The 15,098-nt window shown below is 67.2% G+C and carries 13 protein-coding genes; 6 read left to right on the top strand and 7 right to left on the bottom strand.

All coding sequences use genetic code 11. The annotated features are described in order from the left end of the window. Positions 1-72: 72 nt before the first annotated feature. Positions 73-1,734, bottom strand: coding sequence for an ABC transporter substrate-binding protein (locus tag Q9S78_RS05975; protein ID WP_311859337.1), 1,662 nt, complete (start codon positions 1,732-1,734; stop codon positions 73-75). A gap of 179 nt (positions 1,735-1,913) precedes the next feature. On the opposite strand from Q9S78_RS05975, the gene Q9S78_RS05980 reads away from it, so the two are divergent. Together Q9S78_RS05980 and Q9S78_RS05985 are read left to right on the top strand one after the other, a co-directional pair. Next, positions 1,914-2,555 (top strand): TetR/AcrR family transcriptional regulator, encoded by a 642-nt coding sequence (locus Q9S78_RS05980; protein ID WP_311859339.1) that lies wholly within the window; start codon positions 1,914-1,916, stop codon positions 2,553-2,555. Between the two features lie 91 nt (positions 2,556-2,646). Then, positions 2,647-3,063, top strand: coding sequence for a YciI family protein (locus Q9S78_RS05985; RefSeq protein ID WP_311859341.1), 417 nt, complete (start codon positions 2,647-2,649; stop codon positions 3,061-3,063). 53 nt (positions 3,064-3,116) lie between these two features. Here Q9S78_RS05985 and Q9S78_RS05990 read toward each other — a convergent pair whose 3' ends face one another. Next, positions 3,117-4,433, bottom strand: coding sequence for an HNH endonuclease signature motif containing protein (locus Q9S78_RS05990; protein WP_311869437.1), 1,317 nt, complete (start codon positions 4,431-4,433; stop codon positions 3,117-3,119). A gap of 106 nt (positions 4,434-4,539) precedes the next feature. Beyond that, positions 4,540-5,052 (bottom strand): nucleoside/nucleotide kinase family protein, encoded by a 513-nt coding sequence (locus tag Q9S78_RS05995; RefSeq protein WP_311869439.1) that lies wholly within the window; start codon positions 5,050-5,052, stop codon positions 4,540-4,542. Between the two features lie 105 nt (positions 5,053-5,157). Between Q9S78_RS05995 and Q9S78_RS06000 the strand changes: the two genes are divergently transcribed. Further along, positions 5,158-6,336 carry an NAD(P)/FAD-dependent oxidoreductase gene (locus Q9S78_RS06000; protein ID WP_311859346.1) on the top strand — a complete coding sequence of 393 codons (1,179 nt, stop codon included), beginning with the start codon at positions 5,158-5,160 and terminating at the stop codon, positions 6,334-6,336. 12 nt (positions 6,337-6,348) lie between these two features. Here Q9S78_RS06000 and Q9S78_RS06005 read toward each other — a convergent pair whose 3' ends face one another. Further along, a complete protein-coding gene (locus Q9S78_RS06005; RefSeq protein WP_311859347.1) occupies positions 6,349-7,368 on the bottom strand; it encodes an ATP-binding protein in 1,020 nt (339 codons plus the stop codon). A gap of 88 nt (positions 7,369-7,456) precedes the next feature. Further along, positions 7,457-8,530, bottom strand: a complete 1,074-nt coding sequence (locus Q9S78_RS06010; protein WP_311869441.1) for a hypothetical protein — start codon at positions 8,528-8,530, stop codon at positions 7,457-7,459. An 86-nt stretch (positions 8,531-8,616) separates the two neighbouring features. Between Q9S78_RS06010 and Q9S78_RS06015 the strand changes: the two genes are divergently transcribed. Continuing rightward, on the top strand, positions 8,617-9,549 hold the full coding sequence (locus Q9S78_RS06015; RefSeq protein ID WP_311859350.1) for an alpha/beta fold hydrolase: 933 nt from the start codon (positions 8,617-8,619) through the stop codon (positions 9,547-9,549). On the opposite strand, the gene Q9S78_RS06020 is transcribed toward Q9S78_RS06015, so the two are convergent. After that, positions 9,546-10,400, bottom strand: coding sequence for a PhzF family protein (locus Q9S78_RS06020; RefSeq protein WP_311859352.1), 855 nt, complete (start codon positions 10,398-10,400; stop codon positions 9,546-9,548). The two genes, Q9S78_RS06015 and Q9S78_RS06020, sit on opposite strands and share 4 nt — an antisense overlap. A 136-nt stretch (positions 10,401-10,536) precedes the next feature. Here Q9S78_RS06020 and Q9S78_RS06025 point away from each other — a divergent pair, with 136 nt between their 5' ends. Then, positions 10,537-11,340 (top strand): MerR family transcriptional regulator, encoded by an 804-nt coding sequence (locus tag Q9S78_RS06025; protein ID WP_311869444.1) that lies wholly within the window; start codon positions 10,537-10,539, stop codon positions 11,338-11,340. Positions 11,341-11,416: 76 nt separating this feature from the next. On the opposite strand, the gene Q9S78_RS06030 is transcribed toward Q9S78_RS06025, so the two are convergent. Beyond that, the gene (locus Q9S78_RS06030) at positions 11,417-12,994 is read right to left on the bottom strand and encodes an ATP-dependent nuclease (RefSeq protein WP_311869446.1); all 1,578 of its coding nucleotides are present in this window, start codon (positions 12,992-12,994) and stop codon (positions 11,417-11,419) included. Positions 12,995-13,536: 542 nt separating this feature from the next. Between Q9S78_RS06030 and Q9S78_RS06035 the strand changes: the two genes are divergently transcribed. Then, positions 13,537-15,096 (top strand): molybdopterin-dependent oxidoreductase, encoded by a 1,560-nt coding sequence (locus tag Q9S78_RS06035; RefSeq protein WP_311869448.1) that lies wholly within the window; start codon positions 13,537-13,539, stop codon positions 15,094-15,096. The last annotated feature ends 2 nt before the right edge of the window (positions 15,097-15,098 follow it).

Below are 15,098 nucleotides of genomic sequence, written 5' to 3' on the forward strand. Positions count from 1 at the left end.
TCGTGGAGGTGAGCAGGGGTGGGGGGGACGGATGCCGCGGGCCATGCGGCATCCGTCCCACCGTCGGTCGGATTACTCTTTCGGCTTCAGCTTCGTCAGGATCTGAACGACACCGGGCTGCGTCGGGTCACCCGCGGCGTACTGGTCGTCCTCCGACGGCCAGCCGACGTAGTTGCGCGTGTTGAACTCGCCGAGCAGCGGGTGTGCACCCAGCGGGATGGCGGGGACGTTCTCGACGAACGCCTTCTGCAGGACGGCGCCGGCCTCGGTCCGCTCGTCGTCGGATGCCGCATTGGCGTACGTGTTCAGCGCCTCGGTGACCTTCGGGTCGTCGAAACGGCCGAAGTTGAAGGACGCCTTGCCGTCGACCACCCACTTCGGGTCCATCGTCGACGTGTACAGGCCGTACGCGTTGCCGGTGTCCTCGAGCCAGTGGATGATCGCGTCGAAGTTGCCTTCCTGCTTGCCGGCGTCCCAGCCGCCGAAGTCGGGCTGGTCGACGTTCACCTTGATGCCGAGCGCCTTGTCGAGCTCTTCGGAGATGAGCTGCTGCTCGGTGTTCCAGTCGCTCCAGCCGGCGGGGACCGACACCGAGAACTCGACGGCCTCACCGTCGGGGTCGGTCAGCTTTCCGCTGTTCCAGGTGTAACCGGCGTCGGTGAGGATCTCCTTGGCCTTGTCGACGTCCACGGAGTAGTTGTCGTCCTTGTACTCGTCGATGATCTCGTTCTCGAGCACGGAGCTGAGGCCGGTCTTGTTCCAGATCGCCTCGCTCGCGCCTTCGCGGGCGATGTCGACGTAGGCCTCGCGGTCGATCGTCCACGCGAGCGCTTCGCGCAGTGCGGGGTCGTTGAAGGGCTTCTTCTGCAGGTTCATGAACAGCGTGCCCGCGCCCGGGGTGGGCGAGACCAGGAACACGTTGTCGGGATCGGCGTCGAGGTAGCTCTGCTGAACCTGCGGGATGAAGGCCTGGGCCCAGTCCGCATCGCCTGTCGCGAGGGCCGTCGTGAGGGCGGCGTTGTCGCCGTACGAGACGTAGTTCAGCTGCGGGACGGCGAGGTCGCCACCCCAGTAGTCGGGGTTCGCCTTGAGGGAGACGGACTCGGTCGACCAGTTCGACATGACGTACGGGCCGGTGCCGACGAGCTTGCCCTCGTCGGTGAGGGGGTCGGTGTTCGGGTCCTCGATGTCCTTCCAGATGTGCTCCGGGACGATCGGAGTGTGCAGGACGCGGCCCTGCGAGGTGAACTTCGAGCTCGAGAAGGTCAGGACGACTGTGTCGCCGTCGGCGGTGACGTCGGTGACGCCGAGGGCGCCGGTGTCGGTCAGCTTGCCGGTGAGGTACTGGTTGAAGGTGAAGACGACGTCGTCGGCGGTGAAGTCCTCACCGTCGCTCCACTTCACGCCGCTGCGAGGCGTGACGGTGAGCTGCGTGTAGTCGTCGTTCCATTCCACCTTCTCGGCGAGCCACGGGGTGGTGCCAAGGTCGCCCGTCGGGTTGACGAGCGCGAGGGGCTCGAAGATCACCTTCGAGTAGCCGTAGCGCGAGCCGGCCGAGTCGCCCAGGTACGGGTTGTGGGATTCGGTGGTGATCGCGCCGTCGGGCTTCGCGATCGTGAGGGCGGCCCCGGAGCCCTGGCTCCCGGAGTCGTTGTTTCCTCCGCCGGCGGCGCAGCCGGTGAGGATGAGTGCCGCGGTGAGACCGGCGGCGGCGAGGGAGGTCTTCAGCCTCATTGCTTCTCCTTCATCTGTGGTCCCGGCGCCGCGAAAAGACCTCCGAAGGAGTGCCACTCGGCGCTGAGTGTGATTGCATGGAAAACTTACAATCAAGTAAGTAAGTTCACAACCCTCCGATGATGCGGGCCGCGCGACCTGCGTAAGATCTGATCCGCATCCGGGGAAGAAGGCAGATCATGGTCGACAGTCGACACCAGACGAAGTCGCGCCCGGCGACTCTCGTCCGACGCCGAGAGATCCTCGACGCGGCGCAGGAGATCTTCGGATCGAAGGGCTTCGCGAACGGCACCCTGCAGGACATCGCCGAGCAGGTCGGGATGACGCATGCCGGCATCCTCCATCACTTCGGGTCGAAGGATCAGCTGCTGCTGGACGTCCTCGAGCATCGTGATCAGACAGACGTCGTCGATCTTGATGGCGGGCGCATCCCGGGCGGGATGGAGCTGTTCCGCCATCTGGTGCGCACCGCGATCATGAACATGCAGCGGGCCGGGATCGTGCAGGCCTACGCCGTTCTGTCGGCGGAGTCGGTCACCGACGACCACCCCGGTCGGGCGTACTTCGAGCACCGGTACACCGTGCTCCGGAAGGACCTGCGCGAGGCGTTCGAGCGCGTCTGTCAGGAGCGCGGGATCACCGCCCCCGGGTCGATCGCGCACGGCTCGGCGGCGATCCTCGCCGTGATGGACGGGCTGCAGGTGCAGTGGCTGCTCGATCCGACGGCCGTCGACCTCGGGAGGGCGTCGGAGTTCGCGATCGAGGCGATCGTGGCGGCGGTCATCGAGCCGCGTCCGTCGGTCCTGGCGGAGCCCGCCTGAGTTCTTCTGCATCGATGTCGATTCCCGTCGCGCCCGTTCGGCGCGATAGTGAGAGGGACGGGAAACGTCCCCCGGAACTCAGGAGATGACCGTGAAGCACATGCTGATCATGCGGAGCACCCCGGCCTCGGCTGAGGCCTTCGCCGGGACCGATGTCGAGGCGGTCATCAACGCCATGGGCGCGTACAACGAGTCGATGATCACCGCCGGTGTGCTGGTAGGCGGCGACGGTCTCGCGCCCGAGCCCGGGTACGTCGTGGACTTCGACGGCGAGACGCCGGTGGTCAGCGACGGACCCTACGGCGAGGTCCACGAGCTCTTCAACGGGTTCTGGATCGTGCAGACGGCGACCGCCGAAGAGGCGCTCGAGTGGGCGAAGCGTGCACCGCTGACGCCGGGCAGCAAGCTCGAGGTGCGGCGGGTGACCGACGAGACCGACTTCGCGGACTTCGCCGACAACGAGTACATCGAAAAGGAGAAGGGCTGGCGCGCAGAGGAGAGCGCGTGAGCGCGCGACCTGGTCACCTGTCCGCGCATGCGATCCGGGCGCGGCGGAGCGGTTCAGAAGGGTGCGGGGTCTCCGGGTGAGGCTGCGGCAGGGGTGAAGGCGACGGCCGGGGTGGGTGCGTCTTCGCGGTAGATCCTGCCGAGGGGTGAGGTCCATTCGAGGACACCACCCTTCAGTTGTCGGACTTTCCAGGCGGTGAATTGCTTCATCGAGTGATGCCGTTGGCACAGGTGGGCGAGGTTGGAGAGTTCGGTTCGTCCGCCGAGGGCGTGGTCGTGGGTGTGGTCGACTTCGCAGCGGATGGCCGCGACGCGGCATCCGGGGAACCTGCAGTGCTGATCCCGGGCTTGCAGGAACCTGCGCATCCCCGACGGGACACGGTAGGAGTCTGTCGATACCGTCACCCCGGTGGCCGGGTCGTGGAACAGGCGCTCCCACACTTGCGTCAACCCGGCGAGCGTGCGGACGGTCGCGGGGTCGATGGGCGACCGGCCGGCGAGGTTGCACGGCCCGTCGTCCGCACCCGAAAGCGTCGCTGCGGGGACCAACACCTGCACGCGTGCGCGGATCGCGCCGAGCGGTCCGGCACTCGTGTCGCGAGTGTCGTCGAGTGACGGTGTCCCTGCCAGGAGCAGGTCGGCGAACACGTCCGCTCGGACCTGATCCGTCGAGCGCGCGTCGGTCGTGATGATCGCTGAACCCGGGGCGCGTTCCTGGCGGGTGTCGACGATCGCCCGCGCCTGCTGTGTCAGCCGGTCGTGGATCCCCTCCGCAATCACCGTCGGCAGAGTCGCGACCAGGTCGCTCATCCCATCCCGACCGGGAACGAGTCGCACACACCGCCCCGCGGCAGCCTCTTCGTGTCGTTCCGCGAACGAGCGTGGGTGCATCCGGTGGGCGAGGATCTCCAATTCGCCCCGTACTCGGTTCGGTGTCTGACCGTCGCAGCGTTCGATCGCGACCGTCTCGAACTCATCCCACAGTTCTGCGGGCAGGTTCGTCCCCGCGTCCACGATCGCCAGCACATGACCGCGCACGATCCGCCCGGCCTCCCACGCGGCGACGGCGGCGGGGAACCCTTCGATGATGAGCCGGGCTTCCCCGATGCGTCGTTGCACGGTGCGGTCGGTCATCCGCATCACCCCGCCGACCTCCGCCGCGATGGAACGCAGGACCATGTCGTGCACCTGGACTCTCGCGTTTCGGGGTGCGCCCTGCTGATCGGCGAGCCGTCCGGCTGCCGCGAGCACGCGGAGTTCCGCGATCTGCGCGGCAGCGATGACACGCCCCGCACTCTCGACGCCCGCAACGATGCCCGCAACGGCGGCGAGATACGCCTCATCACCGGGGGTTTCCATCGCATCCGTCATACCTGCACTCTCGCACCAACCTCCGACATTGGAACCCCGAGAACTGCCGAATCACCACCCCGAGACCAGATCCGAAAATGAGAAACTGCTCATCCGGCGGAAGGTCCTAGATCCACTCCGCCTGCGTCAGCACATCGCGCGCGATGTCGGCAAGTCCTCGCCCATTCGTCGCTATCCGTACGGCATCCGGAGCCCCCTCGTCCAACCGTCGTGCGGCCGCGACACTTCGGGTCACGTGCTCCTCGAGCGCCGTCCCGATCTCCCGCTTCGCAAGGCGCTCCGCGGCGACGGCATCCGTCGACGTCAGCAGCACCGCGGTCGACCGCACCTCGCCGCCCAGAGCCGCCGCGAGTCCTGCGACCTGCAGCACGCTGACCGTATTCGTGAAGATGAGTCGCGAGTACCCGGCCTCGCGATAGTTGGCCCACATCGCGGCGAGGTTCCGCTCCGCGAGCGGGATGCCGCTGCGCCACGGCGGCGGATGCGCCTGGTCCAGGTTGTCGCCCTCGATCACGGCGTGCCGAACGTCAGCGAGCCCGAGCAGGTGAGAGGCCTCAGCCGCGACGGACGATTTCCCCACCCCGGAGCGCCCGCCGATCAAGATCACGTCGGTGTGCATCCCCTCATCCTCACGACCTAACCGCCTCGGCCGCATCCCGCAACCCCGAGCCACGTCGCGGCACCCCGACATAGCGTGGCCGAAACGATGCGAACGGAGCGTGTGATGCGGACGTACGACTATCTGATCGTCGGTGGCGGAATGGTGGCGGATGCGGCGGCCCGCGGCATCCGGGAATTGGATCCCGACGGCACGATCGGCATCCTCAGCGCAGACGTCGACCCGCCGTACACGCGTCCGGCGCTCTCGAAGAAGCTGTGGACCGACCCGGACTTCACGTGGGATCAGGTTCCGCTGGGTACCGAGGAGACGGGCGCGGAGATCCGGCTCGAGACCTTAGTGACGGGTATCGACCGCGAGGCGAAGACGGTTTCGATCGGCGAGGGCAACGACCTCGGCTACCGCCGGCTGCTGCTCGCGACCGGCTCCCGGCCGCGCGAGATCCCCGTGCCCGAGGACGACCGCATCCTGTTCTTCCGCTCGGCGGACGACTATCGACGCCTCCGGGACCTCGCTGCCGACGGCGGTCGCGCGGTCGTCATCGGCGGCGGCTACATCGGCGCCGAGATCGCCGCGGCGCTCGTGCAGAACGGTGTCGAGACCGAGGTCGTGTTCCCGTCCGACGTCCTCGGCGACGGTACGTTCCCGCCCGAGCTCGCGACGCGCTACGAGCAGCTCTTCCGTGACGCCGGCGTCGAGTTGATTCCGGGTGCCCGCGTGGAGGAGGTCCGGACCGCCGGCAACCGCCTGCACGTCGCCCTCGAGGGCGGCGAGGAGCGCCCCGCCGACATCGTCGTGCTCGGACTCGGCGTCGACCCTGTGACCGACCTCGCCGAACAGGCGGGGCTGGAGGTGGACGAGGGTGTCGTCGTCGACGAGCACCTCGTCACGAGCGACGACGCGATCTGGGCGGCCGGTGACATCGCGTCCTACCCCGACCCGATCCTCGGACGCACGCGCGTCGAGCACGTCGACAACGCGAACGAGATGGGCGCCGCCGTGGGCCGGTCGATGGCAGGGGAGCGGCTCCCGTACACCCACACCCCGTACTTCTACTCGGCCGTGTTCGGTGTGCGATGGGAGGCGGTCGGCACGCTCGACCCCGAGAAGGATCCGCTCGTCGTCGATCTCGACGAGGACCGCACGGTCGTCTACTACCGTGACGAGAAGGGCACGCCCGTCGGCGTGCTGCTGTGGAACGTCGAGGATGCCCGCGACCTCGCGCGTGCCGTGCTCGTCGACGGTGAGACGGATGCCGAGGTCCTTCGCACCCGCATCGGCTGAGGCTGGCGGGCCCTAGCCTGCCAGCGGAAGCGTGATGGTGATGGTCGTCCCGACGCCTATGGCGCTGTCGATCTCGAGTGCGCCGTGGTGCTCGGCGACGGCGGCCACGACGCTGGCGAGCCCGAGCCCGGTGCCGCCGTCCTCGGGCTCAGCGAGACGTCCGCGTTCGCCGGGCGCCGCGATGGTGTCGATGTCATCCGGGTGGATGCCGCGGCCCGCATCCCGCACCGTCACGGAGACCGTGTCGTCGCCGCGGACGACCTCGACGTGGATGTCCTCGTCGGAGTATCGGGCCGCGTTCTCGAGGACGTTCGCGAACGCGCGGCGCAGAGCGAGGACGTCGCCGCGCACTGTCGCCGTGTCCAGTCGGTCGAAGTGAATGCGCTCCTCCGCGCCGGCGCGGAGGACGACGGTCGCCGATCCGCGCACGACGAGCGACACGTCGAACGTGCGCTCGTCGTCGCGCATGCCGCTTACGGCATCCGCCATCAAAGCGCCCGCCATCGCCGCAAGGTGCTCACTGGTCTCGAGGGCGAGCCGCAGGTAGCGGTTGTCCGTACCGATCTCGTCCTCGAGTAGGTCGAGGTACCCGCGGAGGGCAGTGACAGGGGAGATGAGGTCGTGGGCGAAGGTGCGCTGCAGGGACACCTGCTCGTCCTGGGCCTGCTTCTCCGCTGTAATGTCGCGCACGATCTTCACGAACCCGCCGACGCCCGTGTCGTCGTGGATCGCGGTGATCGTCACGTGAGCCCAGAACTGCGAGCCGTCCTTGCGCACCCGCCACCCGTGATCCTCGACGCTCCCATCCGAACGCGCCCTGTCGAGCAGCGTGTCGGGGAGCCGGTTCTCGCGGTCGACGGCGCGGTAGAACAGCGAGAAGTGCTGTCCGATGATCTCGTCGGCGGAGTAGCCCTTCAGGTCCTCGGCCCCGACGTTCCATCCCCGCACGAAGCCGCTCGAGTCCAGCTTCACGATCGCGAACAGGGCTACGTGCTGCTCCCACGCCTCGATCGCGTCTGTTCGCACCTTCATGGTCCCCCGCCGGTCGGTGTCAGTCGTATCCGTCAGCATAGAAGCATTCCCGAGGCCCGCCCCGCGCTCCGGTGTGCCCTGACGCCCGTCAGAAGGCGCGGACCTCGCCCGGGCTCGCCGGCGGCAGCGGGGCGTGGGTGTCGAGATCCTCCATGAGGTGGATCGACGCATACGGATGAGGGGTGATGCGACCCGCGTCGTCGAAGACGCGGAGCGCGCGCCGCAGGAGGCCACCGGGAAGAAGCGGATGCCGGAACGTCACCTCGACACGGGTGTCGGGCCATTCGCCCAGGATGTCGATGCGTGGCTCGCTCAGCCCGGGGATCAGCGGTTGAGGTTCCCCGTCCGGTCCCCGCCAATACTGGGCGAGGTCGCCGAACTCGTCGACGAGCGCCGTGATCGCGGCATCCCGTCGCTCCATCGGCAGATGGATGCGCTGCCAGGGCACGTCCGGTGTGGTGTCGACGACCTCGTCGGGCTGTCTCCAGTGGAGGATGTCCATGAACTCCTCTTCGGACAGCGGTACCGCATCGCTCATCGGTAAGAGTCGTTCCGGGAGCGGACCGGTGGGCAGCAGAGCGGTCGCGTACCGGTAGTGGTAGGAGGTCCCGCCGTGCTCCGCGCGCACATCGGGCGCGTCGGGCGAGAAGACCATGCGCGGCGCGTCGCCAGCGTCCTCGACGATGAGGACGCGTCGATCGATCGTGTGCGTCGTGTGCGTCGTGTGCGTCGTGTGCGTCGTGCGCGTACCGTCAGCGATGACGACGAGCTCCGTGTCCGTCGACCACGCTGCTCGGTCGTGGGGATCCGGCTCGTGGCGCTCGCGCAGCCAGAGCCCGTGGCGCGTCGCCCCGACGGCGTACCTGCTGCCGTCCGCATATGCCTGGGTGACCGCGTCGACCCAGCGGACGTGGACGGCGGTCACCGGCCGATGCAGATCGCCCTCATCGTCCTCGCTGGGCGCGTACACGACCCACGCATCGTCCGGAGCGGCGTACACGGTCACACCGACCGCGACGTCGCCGACGTCCAGATCCGGCCAGGAGACGACCCGGTCATCCTCGCCGGCCGCCCGGATCACCGCGACCGGCTGCGTCATGCTGACGAGGATCTCAGCGTCCTGACCCACGGCGACGCGCCGGGCGCGGGAATCGGTGCTCACGTCGTGATTCTGCCCCACGGTGAATCAGTCCGCCTGAGCTCGGCGCGCCGCCCGATCCGATGCGCGGTCGGCGACGAACACCCTCCGTGACGATCACCTGGCAACCCGAATCCGCGCACGCTCGGACGCGACTGGAGACGGATGCCGCAGCCCTCGGCCTGCGTCGGGTCGAGATCCCGACGACGATCGGCACGGTTGTCGCACGCGTGGGGGGCGCCGCCAGCCCCGTGGCGACCGTCCTGCTGCACGGCGCCGCCGGATCGTGGACGACCTGGACCCCGCTGCTGCGAGCCGCTGCTCGATGCGACGACCCGGTGCGCAACATCGTCGCCCTGGACCTGCCCGGCTGGGGCGAAAGCCCGTTCCCGTCGGAGGGGATCGACATCGGGCGGTTCAGCGAGGCGATCCGCGAGGTCGTCACGCAGCTGGGGTACGAGCGATGGGATGTCGTCGGTCACTCGCTCGGCGGCGCGCTGGCGCTCGACCTGGCTGCGAGGTTCCCCGATCAGACCGACTCCGTGTTCCTCGTCTCGCCGTCGGGACCGGCCGTGTTCGACGCCGTGCGGCGGCCGCTCCGAGGCGGGCTCGGGCTGCCCGCCTTCGCGGGGATGCTCCTGGCCATGCGCATCCTCCGCGGTCTCGGCGACGCGTCCGCTCCGCTGCTCCGCGCGCTCGATCGCGGCGGGCTCCTGCGACCCCTGAGCGCACCCCTCTTCGCGCTGTCTCGCCGGATCGACCCCTCCGTCGTGCACGCGCTCGCCGACGAGATCCGACCGCGGGCTTTCGTCGCCGCGTCCCGTGCCGCCGCAGCCTACGACGAGTCGTCGTGGCGCGGCATCCGCTGCTCGGTGAGGTCGGTCCGCGGCTCCCGTGACGTGTTTGTGGGCACGGATGACGGTGCCGGGCTTGCGGCGCTGATCGAGGACTTCGACGAGGTGGTGCTGCCGGACGCCGGCCACTTCGCGGCGATCGAGCATCCGGCCGAGGTCCTCGGGCTGATGCGCCGCGAGACGATCTAAGAGTCGATACGGACGGCGTGGCCGGTGACGACGATGCCGCCCGATGCCGGGATGTCGACGATCAGCTCGCCGGCCCGGCCGACGTGCGCGCCCTGCTCGATGACGATCTGCGCGGGCGGTGCGACGGCAGCAAGTGACCGCAAATAGGCGCCGAACGACGCCGCGGCCGATCCGGTGGCAGGGTCCTCGGTGATGCGTCCGACGGGGAAGAGGTTGCGCGCGGCGAAGCGGTCCGGCCCGAGACGGTGGGCGACCGTGATCGTCGCGGGCCATGCGCGGTCGTCCATGAGAGAGCGCACACGCGTCGCATCGAACGTGAAGCCGTCGAACGCCGCACGGTCGGCGATGACGAGGACCGGATGCGGGTTGCCGGCGTGAGCGATCCGCGGCGGAAGCTCCGCATCGAGGTCCGACGCCTCGAGCCCGATCTCGTCGAGGACCGCCGTGAGATCGTCTGCGGTGAGCGGCGACACCGACGGTTCGACGCTCGTGAACGAGGCGCGTGTGCCCGCGGCATCCGTGCTCACCCCGATCTCGACGACACCCACGGGCGTCGCGAACCGGATCGCGCCCGCCCCCACGCGGCCAGCATCGGCGAGAGCGACGGCGGTGGCGACGGTCGCGTGACCGCAGAACGGCACCTCGGCGATGGGGGAGAAGTAGCGGATCGTCAGGGCGCCGACGCTGTCGGTGCCTGTCACGAACGCCGTCTCGGAGAAGTCGATGTCCGCAGCGATCTCCTGCATCGACGCCTCGTCGAGGGCGGACGCGTCGAGCACGACGCCGGCGGGGTTGCCGCCATCGGAGTGCGTGGTGAAGGCGGCGTAACGGAGGATCTCGAGGTCGGGCACCGTTCGAGGCTATGCCCGACGGCACGCACCACAGTCGTGCAGCTCGGCCAGAACCCGTGCGAATCCTGCCGGTGCTTGACCTCGCCCCTGGGGCCGGGTCGATGCTGAACCTGTGACTGCACAAGACGATGAGTGGATGACCGCCGGCCGGTTCGGCGCGTCGACCCTGCTGTCGGCGAAGGCGCTCCGGATCTACGCGGATCGCGGACTGCTCGTACCGCGCCGGGTGGATGCCGAGACCGGGTACCGCTACTACTCGGCCGATCAGGTGCCGACGGGTTGGCTCATCGCGCTCCTGCGCTCGGCCGACCTCTCACTGGATCAGATCGCGTCGATCGTCGACCTGTCCGACACGGATCCGGATGCCGCTGTCGCCCTGCTCGATGAAGCGACAACAGCGATGGATCGTCGAACGCAGGCTCACCATGTCGTGCTCGCTCGAGCGCGGCTTCATCTCACGAAGGAGACGCCGATGTCCGCTGTCGAAACCGCGATCGAGGGCGATCGCCCCGTCCTGAGCGTCATGCGCCGCATGGCGCCGCAGGAGATGGACCAGATCATCCACGACGGGGTCCACCACCTGCGGCAGATCGCCGAGCACGCGGGACTGCAGGTGACCGGGGACGCCTTCGGCGTCTTCCACGCGCCGGTCACCGATGACTCCGACGGTCCGCTCGAGATCGTCGTGCCCGTCGACGGCCTGATCGACGGCGTCGACGAGGTGCGCAGCTACCGGATGACCGGCGGCCAGGTCGCCCTCCGTCACGCGGAAGGACACGAGACGGACTTCCCCGAGATCCTCGCGCTGTACGACGAGGTGCACGCCTGGATCACGGATGCCGGTCGCACCCCCATCGGCCCGCCGCGGGAGATCTGGCACAACTCACCGCGCGATGACGAGCCGCTGCGGCTCACCGTCGCGTGGCCGTTCGCGGGGTGACGGTCGTACGACTTCGGGCGGCAAGCGTTCCGGACTCGTCGGCCCAGGAATATGAGGAGAACCGCCAGTCCTCAGGCTACTTACGGGGCCTCCCGACAAACACCTTGGGATCGATCCCGTTAGCAGCCCGGATCACTTTGGAGAGGCGTCTGACATCGGTGAGGAGGGTGTCCGGGAGCGGATCAGCCGGAAGCCAGTTTTCCACCACGGCCGCAGATATGGCGGTCTTGTCCGGAGAGAACGTCTTGTTGCTGAACCTAGCGCTCGCTAGCGGGTTGGCGAACCGCCCAGCCCTGAACGTGTACTTCGTGCGCGGATGCACGCTCTTGATGGCAGCTTCCATGAGGTGGCGCGGGACGTAGTTCTCGATGGTGTATCCCCAGGTGACCCATGCAAACCCGGCTGAGTTGTCGTCGTTGAATTCACGACGAACGCGTTTTTTGGTCGCGTTTACCTCCTTCTCCTCGCTCGTCCGGTCGGAGTCAATAAGGATCACGCTGTTCCTGTTGAGCTTGCGCAAAGCAATGAAATCCTTCACCCCCGCGTCCTCGGCTGTGAGATGCGACAGAAGAGCACCGCCGTAGAACATGATCGAGTAATGGACCCCCTCTATGAGGTCGGGGTCGACAACTGTAAGCCAGAACCGCAGATAGTTCCTGTCGGATGGCCCCTCGACCCAGAGGACTGAGTTCGCCTGGACTATGTCGGAGGCGCGGTAGCCCAGGTCGGAGACGAGGTGAGATACGTCTTGGGATGTGGCACTCGCCGTCAGGCGCGACCCGTTCCTGCTCATTTTGATGTGAGAGATCGACCCCAGGGACTGGTCCAGGAGCGCAGCCGAGTGGGTCGCGATCAAGTAGCGGTTGTCTGTTTCGGCGAGGTACGTCAGCAGTCGTCGTTGCATAACTGGGTGCATGTGGATCTCAGGTTCCTCCATGCAAATCAGATGCTTGGACAACAGAGTTGCTGCGAGAGCCAGAATCACCACCTCGTGGATGCCAGTGCCGAGACTTGCCAGCGGAAGGACTCGGTCAGTGGTGACAACCAGGATGTCATCCTGACCGCTGGTCACCCGTATCCGAGCGGAGTCGTCGCCGATGACACTTTGCACAAACCGATTTATGCCTTCGAAGCGGGCGATGTTCTGCTCATAAACATCATGGCTAGGCGGATTTTCCAGCTCGGCAAGGCGTCGGATAAGCCCAGATCCGCTAAAGTTCGCGCTGTCGCCGCTCGAGATCTGTCTGAACGCGCTGACCTCGGCCACAGGAGGCACATTTGTTAATGAAAGAAGCCACCGGCAAAACCCCGAGATCTGTTCGGCATCTTTGCCTCCATGGCTCTGTCCGGAGACATGCGACATGACAACAGCAAGCTGGCGGTCTTCGGGAAGGGTTTCGTAGTAATTGGTGCGGATTCGTTCGATGAACTCCGGATCCACGGTTAGCTGGCTTCTATTCCTGTCCTGCTCGATGAGCGGGATGCAGAGCACACGTCTCATCTCTGTGCTCGAGTGGGTCATCGAGTCGAGCAGCGTATTTAGTCGCTTCACCCAAAAGAGCCGCTCCCCGGATGCAGTGCGCTCGGCAAGTTCGGAGAGTCCGAAATCTGCCGAGACCGACACGAGGAGGTCCAGACGGAACGTCGTTGACACTCCGCCCCCGATCGGCAGGTCCGTGCCTGTCGGGTAGGAAATCGTCAGGGACCCTGGATTGAAGGATGCCAGGATCTGGGTCGCGAAGCGAAGAATGTTGGATTTGCCACTGTTGTTCGCTCCCGCGACCAGGTGAAGCTTCCCGAATGGCCCGATTGCTTCTACTTCGGAATTCCAAAAGCTCCGGTATCCGACAAAGCCGAATCCAACAAGCTCATGTGGGCCGAACTCATCGATCGACCAGAGCCGTCTCGGTGATTCTGTTGATTTGATGGCTGGATCCCCCTCAGTGAAACTCTCCGTCGAGTCCTGACCAGGCTATCGGCCCTTAGCCCGCACTCAACGAGTGCGTCCCTGCGAGGGAGTGCCCGAATCCGGAGCAATCACCGAGCGGGATGGGTGCGAACTGCGTATCCGCAAGAGGGAGATTCCACCCCCGCCATGCGTCAGAGTGGGACACGCAAGCCCGTCACGCATGACATCGCCGCAGCCTCGGTGCATCCGATTCGGTGTTCGCTACGAAGAAGCTCGGAAGGGATGACATGAGCACTCACACCACAGGCAAGCGGTTCTACTTCTGGGCGGCCGTCTCGGGCCTGGTCGGAGGCGCCGTCTTCCTCGCGATCGCCGAGCTGGCTGCGCTGCTGTTCTCGAGCACTTCGAGTCCGATCCTCGCGGTCGGGTCGTTCGTCATCGACATCGTCCCGCGTCCGCTGAAGGAATTCGCCATCAGCACGTTCGGCGAGTACGACAAGATCGCGCTCCTCGCCGGTCTCGGTCTCGCTGTCGTCATCGCGTCGGCGATCGCCGGCGTCCTCGAGTACATCCGGCCGCCCCTGGGCGTCATCGCGCTGGTGCTCGCCGGCATCCTGTCGGGTGCGGCCATCCTCACGCGCGCCGAAGCAACGGCGCTCGCGTTCCTGCCGCCGCTCCTCGGCACACTGGCCGGCGCGGCGATTCTCTTCTTCCTCGGTCGCCGGCTGCGGGCCTGGCGCGACGCGCACCTCTCAGGCGCCGACGCGCGCGAGGACGGCCTCGACCGTCGACGCTTCCTGCTGATGACGGGCATCGCGGGCGTCTCCGCTCTCGTCGTGGGGGTCGCAGCGCGCACGGTCAGCGCGGCAACCGCATCCGCCGACGCGATCCGCCGTGCACTCAAGCTGCCCGCCCCGAAGTCGAAAGTCACGATCCCCTCGGGCGCGGAGCTCGACGTCAAGGGCATCAGCCCGCTCATCACTCCCAATGCCGACTTCTACCGGGTCGACACCGCGCTCACCGTTCCGAACATCGACCCGTCGACCTGGCGCCTGGTCATCGACGGCATGGTCGACAAGCGCGTCGAACTGACGTTCCAGGACCTGCTCGACATGGGCCTCGACGAGTACGCCATCACGCTCACCTGCGTCTCGAACGAGGTCGGCGGCAACCTCGTCGGCAATGCGATCTGGCAGGGCGTGCCGCTGCGCGACGTCCTCAAGATGGCGGGGCCGAAGGCGGGCGCCGACATGATCCTCTCGACCAGCATCGACGGTTACACCGCGAGCACGCCCCTCTCGGCGGGCACCGACGAGAACATCGATGCGATCCTCGCTGTCGCGATGAACGGCGAGCCCCTCCCTCCCGAGCACGGCTTCCCCGTCCGCATGGTCATCCCGGGTCTCTACGGGTACGTCTCGGCGACCAAGTGGGTCACCGAGCTGAAGATCACGACGTTCGCCGACGACCAGGCCTACTGGACGCCGCGTGGCTACAGCGCCGAGGCGCCGATTAAGTTCTCGTCGCGCGTCGACACCCCCAAGAGCGGCTCACCCGTCAAGGCGGGCACCGTCCCCATCGCGGGAGTGGCGTGGGCGCAGACCGTGGGCATCGAGCGCGTCGAGGTCAGCATCGACAACGGCGAGTGGATGCCGGCGAAGCTGTCCAACCCCATCAATAAGGACACCTGGGTGCAGTGGGTCCTCGAATGGGATGCCACGCCCGGCACCCACTACGTGGCGGTCCGCGCGATCAACAAGAACGGCGACATGCAGGTCGAGGAGCGCGCCGCGATCGCCCCGAACGGCTCGTCGGGCTGGCAGCGTTCCCTCGTCACCGTTTCGTGACG

Origin of the sequence: Microbacterium aquilitoris (genome assembly GCF_031932285.1) — a bacterium.
In the GTDB taxonomy this organism is placed as follows: domain Bacteria; phylum Actinomycetota; class Actinomycetes; order Actinomycetales; family Microbacteriaceae; genus Microbacterium; species Microbacterium aquilitoris.